Origin of the sequence: Microbulbifer epialgicus, assembly GCF_041447265.1 — a bacterium.
In the GTDB taxonomy this organism is placed as follows: domain Bacteria; phylum Pseudomonadota; class Gammaproteobacteria; order Pseudomonadales; family Cellvibrionaceae; genus Microbulbifer; species Microbulbifer epialgicus.
This window is the reverse complement of sequence record NZ_JBGMEK010000132.1, coordinates 1-6,825: the sequence shown is the minus strand read 5'-3', so window position 1 is coordinate 6,825 and position 6,825 is coordinate 1. Positions and strand designations below refer to the sequence as shown.

Genomic DNA, 6,825 nt, shown 5'->3' with positions numbered 1-6,825 from the left:
CTTTTGTGCAAAAACATCACCCCGAGGCCAGTCGTACCTTAACTTCCCATTTTCCCTAGCGCAATCAACGAGTTAACAACCATTTTTCCCGGCGCCACTGGCTCTTCACCATTTTTTTGCCCCGACGCGGGTTTTACCTTAGCCGGATGTTTTTCCAGAGGCAACGGCCCCTTATGTTTAGCCGCGCAGGCGCGCCAGCGCCTGACCGCCGACAGGCGGCTAAAGCCGAGGGGCGCTTGCCCCTCTTGGTGCTTGGCTAGAACGGTGGTGCGGCTTCTTCGATGGCTTCGATCAGGTGCCGGCATTCCTGTTGCAGCAGCTTCACGTAGTACTGCCATTCGGTATCAAGCCGCTCCCAGGCTTCGATAACACTCCAGCCTTGCGGCAAGTATTCCATACGCTCCAGCACGAACGCAGCGGCGATCTGTTCGCTGGTGCTGGCTCCGGTGGTGCCGGTTTTAAGCAGGCTATTGGCGGTGTTGAGGATTTTATCGAGCGGATACGACAGTTGGTTTATTTGTTCTTGGATCTCTTTTTGCGATGGCATGGCCATGCCTCCTTGAGTGGATGTTGTGTGGCGAACGTGCAGAACCCCGCGCGCAGGCCGGTCAAGGCTGCGTAGCGTTGTTTGCGGAGCACCGCGCAGCGGCTTGGCCTTGAGGGGGCGAGCACGGGGTTATGCTGAGGAGACACACAGCAGACACGGACTTTCCGGGTGGCACTGGCTCAAGTCCCCCCAGCGGGGGGATTTAGGGGGGAGAGATAAAGTTTTTTCGCGGCTTGCCGCGGCCTTATGGATTCCCCCCTTGGGGGGGCCAGGGGGGGTAAAACCCTGCGACCAGCCCGGCCTGCCCGCCTTGGGAACCTGACGTTGGTACAGTGTTTATTGAAGGCACCGTCCACCCAGCCGGCACAGGGCTTGCCCGTGCCGGCGGGCAGGAGTTTTTCGGGCGGGGAGGCGAACGGCTTTTGTGAGCCGGGGGAGGCATGGCTTAGACAGCAGCCGCTAAGGGAAGATGGTGGCTGGCGGCTTGCTTGCGCTTTTTCTGCAAGCGGGGTGACAGACGCGAGCTTGCCTTTGCAGCCACCTTTTTTTCCTGTGCAGTTTGTAGCGCAGCGGAGAACTGCCCGGAGCCACGTCTTTTGTGGCGAAGGCTGAACGGACGATTGCTATTTTCCGCTGGCAGGGGGCAAGCCTGGCGCCTTGGCTTGCTGCCGTTTTTCGCAAGCCATGTGACAGGCGGATTGGTGGCACTGTGTCGAGGGCCATTTTGTAACACAATCCACGTATCTTGCCTCCAGACTCTCCTCTGCTTTTGTCCGTAAAAATTTCTACGTAGAAACAGGTTTCGTAAAGCCTACCGCGCTACTCGTCGTCAGCTTCGCACTCGCTATCCAGTGCATCCAACAATGCAGCCCTTTCGTTTTCTATTGGCAGGCAGTCGGCTCGCTGCTTTTTTTGCTGCCGCTTGGCCGGGTGAGTCACTGCGTAAATTTGTTTCAGTTTGACGATCGAGACATGGGTATATATCTCAGTGGTTTGCAGGTGTGCGTGGCCAAGCATTTGCTGGATAAAACGGATGTCGGCGCCGTTGTCCAGCATCAGGGTGGCGACGGTGTGGCGGAACAGGTGGCAGGAGCCGGTTTTGCCGATGTCGGCTTGCTGGATGTATGTGCTCACCAGGCGGCTGAGGCGGTCGGGGGTTAGCGGAAGCCCGTTCGCTTCGATAAAGATTTGCTGGCTGTCCGGTTCCACCACAAAGCCGGGGCGGATGTCTTCGAGGTAGTGTTGCAGCCATTCGATGGCCCTTTCGCCAATCGGGACGAAGCGGTCTTTTTTGCCTTTGCCCTGCCGCACGGCCAGTACACCCTGGCTGGCATTGAGGTCGGCTTTTTGCAGGTTGACGCATTCCATACGCCGGATGCCGGTGCTGTAGAGCACTTCCAGGAGGGTTCTATCTCTGAGCCCTTCCGGGGTTGTGGTGTTTGGTTGGGCGAGGATAGTTTCGGCTTCTTCGGCGCTTAAGGTGGCCTTGGGCAGGCGCCGCTCCATCTTCGGCAGCTCCAGCTCACTGGCGGGATTGTAGAGTAAATAATTTTGCCGGGTGGCCCATTTAAAGAAGCCGCGGATGGGGATCAGCCGGGCGGCTTGGTTTCTGGCGCTGTAGGGTTTGCCGCTACGGTCTCTGGAGTGGTGCAGGTGCCGGCGGTAGCGCTCCAGGATCGGTTTGGTGACTTCGTTAGCGCGGCCGATGCCCCGCTCTTCGCACCAGTTGGCGAACTGATCCAGTGCGGTGGTTTGCTGGCCCACGGTGCGCGGGGAGTAGTGCATCACTTGCAGGTGTTCCAGATACAGACGGCTAAGGAAGCGGAGGCTTTTATTGTCCATTACGATCAGGCGAGTACGACGGATTCAGGAGTATTTTTTTTCAGGGCAAGAAGTGCTTTTTGAGTTTTTCGGGCCACTTCTTCGTAACGCCTTGTCAGCGATGGGCTGTGGCGTTTTTTGAGAGTCCAACTTGGCGCCAACTTGAGGGCAACTTGGGGCCAACTTAGGTTTTTCTGCCCCCAACTTTTGTTGGTCATAGCGGGGGTTTTGCAGGGTTTCACTGTCGATCAGCCCCATCAGGTGGGCTGCTCCCCGCTCATCGATATTGTCATACAGCAGTTCATAACTGATGGATTGACCGCGGCCACCCCGGTGGATCAGCAGGTATTCCAGTTCGGTTAAGCGCAGGCAGTGGACTTTCAGTTGGTTGTCACTCCAGCCGGTAAACTCGCGGATATCCCGGCGGCTAAAGCGATAGTCCTTTTGTTCCAGACTTTGCTGTTTGCACGCTTTGGTGACCATCTGCTGGATCAGCTTCAACAGCTTGCGCGTTTGTGGCGGTAACTCGTCGAGGGTGCGGCCCAGTATTTCATGGGCCAGCCGGTTGGCGATTTCGATATCACTGAGTTGCACTTCCAGGTATTCAATGGTCTTGCCATTGCTATTCACCGTTTTTACTTCACGCTGGTATTGGTGCAACAGGGCAATGCTGTCGATCAGGGTGAGGTACTTTTCGTGGTCTCTGCGGGTGCGGGTTTTGTCGTCGAGGAAGGTGAGTTGATCGGCATAGGGATTGATCACGGCCAGGGGCTTGAGTAGCCGCTGGACGTTGCGGTGCAGTTTTACCAGGTGTTCTTTTTCCAGGCTGGCGGTGAGGCCGGCCAGGGTGCGGCGCTGGCGTTGGGCGGCGTGGATCAACTGGGTTTGCGCTCTGGATTCGTTCACCGTGAGTACCACACAGCGGTTTAACAGCTCTTCGTCGATATCGATGGCGGTGGTGGTTAAGAACAACATCACCGGGCCTTCCACTTTGTATTCACGGGTCACCAGGTTGCCGCTGCTGTCGTCTTTGCCGGTGCTGGCGATAGTGATCTGCCCTTCGCTCTGCAACAGCTTTAGGGCGTAGCTGGCCTGGCTTGCACCTTCCTCTTCGGCAATGGCGAGGATTTTATGTTTGAGGTTGGTTTCCCCCATATAAAACAGGCTTTGCCCGGTCATGGCGGAGTACTGTACCCGCTCTTCCTCCGGTACCAGGTTTAATACGGCTTCCATTAAACTGCTTTTGCCGGCGGCGCTGGTGCTTTGGATCATTACCGCCAGGGGCCGGGTCAGTTTGCGGCTGCCGGCAGCGAGGTAACCCACTAGTTTGTTGGTTTCTTCTCCCACTACGCCACAGCGTTCGAAGTCGGACAGGATGCGCTGCAACAGGTCGGGATCGCGCAGCAGTTCCAGGGCTTGCTGCTGTTCTTGATCGCTTAAGCGGTTCGGCTGTTCTGCTTCCGCCTTGTCACCGTCCAGCTGTTGTTCCTGTAGCTGTTCCAGTTTGAGCAACACCTTGCCCAGGTCTTTTTTAATGGTGTTTTCTTCCTGCGCCAGTTCCAGCGCGGCCAGCTTGATAAACTGCTGCCGGTGCTTGGCGTTGTACAGGTCGAAGGTGTCTACGTGCAGGCCGTCGTCACAACTGGCCAGTAGATTCACCTTGAGCACTTCATAGCTTTTGTTTTTTTCCAGGCCGCGGATACGGTAGCGACGAGGGTTAACTTTCGGGTTGCCGAAGCTCAGGGTAATTTCCTGCTCGGTCACTTCCGCGGCGATGTCATTTTGCGGGGATTCGGGGACGGCTTCCGCTGGTGGTGCTGGCGTTAGTGCTGGTAATGCTGATGCTTGTGGCGCTGTGGATTGGGCGGCTAAAGCAGGATTGATGCTGTCTTCGTTTTCAGTGGTAAGACTCTCCGCTTCGAGGGTAACCGGTTGGCCGGTTTGCGATTCAATCTCCAACTGTCGTTCCGGGGCTTTGCCGTTGCCCAGCCAGACGGCTTTTCTGATCGCGAGACCAAGGCTTTTTTCGGGCGGAGTAACCTGTAAAGCGTATTCGTTAACATCCATGCCCTTGGGTAATTCGATACGGAAGCCGTCGATGCCGGCCTCACTCAAGCGTTTGGCCAGTTGTTCGGCGGCCTTGTTGCCGGCTTCGTCCCGGTCGTAGGCGATCAAGACCCGCTCAACACCGCAGTGTTTAAAGCATTGCAAATGGTCATCGGTAAAACCGGAGGTGCCATAACTGGCGGTGACATTGCGGTAGCCATTGACCCAGAAGGTCATGGCATCGATCAGGGCTTCGCACAGAATCACTTCCCGCTGGCCCTCCAGCCCTTCGCTGTTCCAGACGCCGGCATGGGGGCCGGGCAGGTACAGGTGCTTGGGGGTTCCTTTGCGCAGATCATCGCGGATCTTGCGGCCATAGATTTCCACCAGGTCGCCGTCACGGTTGAAGATCGGTACCACTAAAGAGCCGTTAAAATGCTCGTGGCCAGAGGCTCGCAGTAAACCGACAGCCTGTAATTTGCCTCTAATTTCTTTACCGGCTTTGTAGGCTTTTTCCGGCAAGCGGTAACCCAGGGTGCGATTGGCAAAGCCCAGCTTAAAATGCTCGATCAATTCCCTATCGCCCAACCCCCGGTTTTCCAGGTAGGCCAACGCTTCCGGGCTTTGTTTCAGTGTTTGATGGTAATACTCCATGACCTGCGCCAACGCCATTTGGTGATCAGCATCCGCATTCAGGGGCATATCCAGTTTGATGGTGGTGTTTTGCTTCACCGTCCTGGTGCCGGTTTCGGTAATCAGGCCCAGGTCCTTTTGCAATAACTCGCAGGCAAAGCGGAAGCTCACACCCCGGGTTTTCATCACCCAGTCAATCACGCTGCCGGCGGCACCGCAGCCGAAGCAGTTAAACAGGTTGGATTTAGGACTAATAATCAGGCTCGGGGTTTTTTCCTCGTGGAACGGGCAAGAGACCACATAGTCCTTCCCCTGCCTCTCGGGCTGGTAGCCCTGGCTCTCGACCAGACGCAATAGGGAGATCTCAGACTTGATCCGCTCGATCTCCTGGTCTGCGATGCGCGCCATATTTCCCCCGTTTCCGCTAAAAACCTGTCAAGAGGTTTTGCAAAAAAATAATTGGGATGCATAATACTTCTATTAGGAGTATTTGCAACAACCATTCGGAGCGCTGCTAAAAATCGGGGGTAAGCTATGTCATCTGCGACCGACTACGAACTCGCCATGATGACGGAAGACGATCAACTATTTTTTAAGCAGCTCGGCCAGCGTATCGCCGGCCTGCGCAAAGAACTGCGCATGACCCAGGTGCAGCTGGCAGAGTACTTGGGGATTTCCCAACAGCACATGCAGTCCTTCGAGGCCGGGCGACGCAAGGTGTCCGCTTCTATGCTGCCGAAGCTGGCGCAGCTGTTTGGGATCAGTGTGGATGAGCTGGTGGGTATGGAGGATAAACCCGCCAAACGCGGGCCGGTGCCGAAGCTACTGCGGCAGGTTGAGCAGGTGGCCCTGCTGCCCAAGGCCAAACAGAAGTTTGTCAGTGAGATGTTGGAGACTGTGATTCAGCAGGCTAGTCACTGACGCTATTGCCATATATGACAAAGCCCCAGCAGATTACTCTGCCGGGGCAATATAGATTTTCTCTAAACCGTAAGATCTGAAAGCAGCGCCTGTGTTTACTTCCTATTTTACGATTTCCTCTTCCACTGATTAAGTTTTCTTGAAATTACAAATGCAAAATAAAAAATAGACACCCCAGATAAAAGTATATTAGGAACGCTATTAACAATAACTTCTTTCTTGACAAGCATAATCGGCAGCGGCACGGCAAAAGCCATTATCAACAAAAAAATTACCAAAACGTATGTGCTGATTTCGGAAGTAAACCTCCTAAAAAAGAAAAATAAAGCCAGTCTAAGCAGCAATATGTATACCAACAGTATTAAAATATCCACTCTTACCACCTTTAATCCACAGTACTGTAAATAGTGGATCCACTCGAAAATAGTTCAATCGTTAAGGCAGTATTCGTAGCCTGATTAAAGGCCGGTTCATAGTAGCCCGGAACACCTTTATACCATGTTGCATTGTACGGTGTTCCGTATGCGCTTATTTTAGGAACGCTTCGCACTAGGCCGCCTACAGAAGTACCCAAATCAAGACCTGCATTGATTAGTGTTCCAGCTTTTTCGCTTCCAGTAAGGTCTACTAGTACTTGCTGCGAAACACTATCCGTCCCCCTAATTCCTGCCTGAAAATTATCGGCACCTTTAGCTGCAATAACAGCTCCAGCCGCACAAGTAACACCGCCACTACAAACTGCAAAGCCTAAAAGAACCTGCCCAGCTCCACCAACAGCCTGCCCAGTTCGCAGAAGAATATTCACACCCTCTTCCCTTAAGAAGCCGGCAAAGCTAGGCCCCTGAGCCTTTTGTGCA

The 6,825-nt window shown here is 54.5% G+C and carries 7 protein-coding genes; 1 reads left to right on the top strand and 6 read right to left on the bottom strand.

Going from position 1 to position 6,825, the window contains the following annotated elements; translation table 11 throughout:
• Positions 1-38: 38 nt before the first annotated feature.
• From ACCI49_RS22920 to ACCI49_RS22900, 5 genes are all read right to left on the bottom strand, one after another.
• Positions 39-338 (bottom strand): hypothetical protein, encoded by a 300-nt coding sequence (locus tag ACCI49_RS22920; protein WP_371841557.1) that lies wholly within the window; start codon positions 336-338, stop codon positions 39-41.
• A complete protein-coding gene (locus ACCI49_RS22915) occupies positions 257-547 on the bottom strand; it encodes a hypothetical protein (protein ID WP_371841555.1) in 291 nt (96 codons plus the stop codon). The genes ACCI49_RS22920 and ACCI49_RS22915 overlap by 82 nt, the downstream gene beginning before the upstream one ends.
• 445 nt (positions 548-992) lie before the next feature.
• Positions 993-1,280 (bottom strand): hypothetical protein, encoded by a 288-nt coding sequence (locus ACCI49_RS22910; protein ID WP_371841554.1) that lies wholly within the window; start codon positions 1,278-1,280, stop codon positions 993-995.
• 86 nt (positions 1,281-1,366) lie between these two features.
• The gene (gene xerC / locus ACCI49_RS22905) at positions 1,367-2,389 is read right to left on the bottom strand and encodes a site-specific tyrosine recombinase XerC (RefSeq protein WP_371841553.1); all 1,023 of its coding nucleotides are present in this window, start codon (positions 2,387-2,389) and stop codon (positions 1,367-1,369) included.
• Positions 2,390-2,413: 24 nt separating this feature from the next.
• Positions 2,414-5,455, bottom strand: a complete 3,042-nt coding sequence (locus tag ACCI49_RS22900) for a CHC2 zinc finger domain-containing protein (RefSeq protein ID WP_371841552.1) — start codon at positions 5,453-5,455, stop codon at positions 2,414-2,416.
• A 126-nt stretch (positions 5,456-5,581) separates the two neighbouring features.
• On the opposite strand from ACCI49_RS22900, the gene ACCI49_RS22895 reads away from it, so the two are divergent.
• The gene (locus ACCI49_RS22895) at positions 5,582-5,968 is read left to right on the top strand and encodes a helix-turn-helix domain-containing protein (protein ID WP_371841551.1); all 387 of its coding nucleotides are present in this window, start codon (positions 5,582-5,584) and stop codon (positions 5,966-5,968) included.
• Between the two features lie 385 nt (positions 5,969-6,353).
• On the opposite strand, the gene ACCI49_RS22890 is transcribed toward ACCI49_RS22895, so the two are convergent.
• The coding region (locus ACCI49_RS22890) for a hypothetical protein (RefSeq protein ID WP_371841550.1) at positions 6,354-6,825 on the bottom strand (472 nt) is incomplete at its 5' end.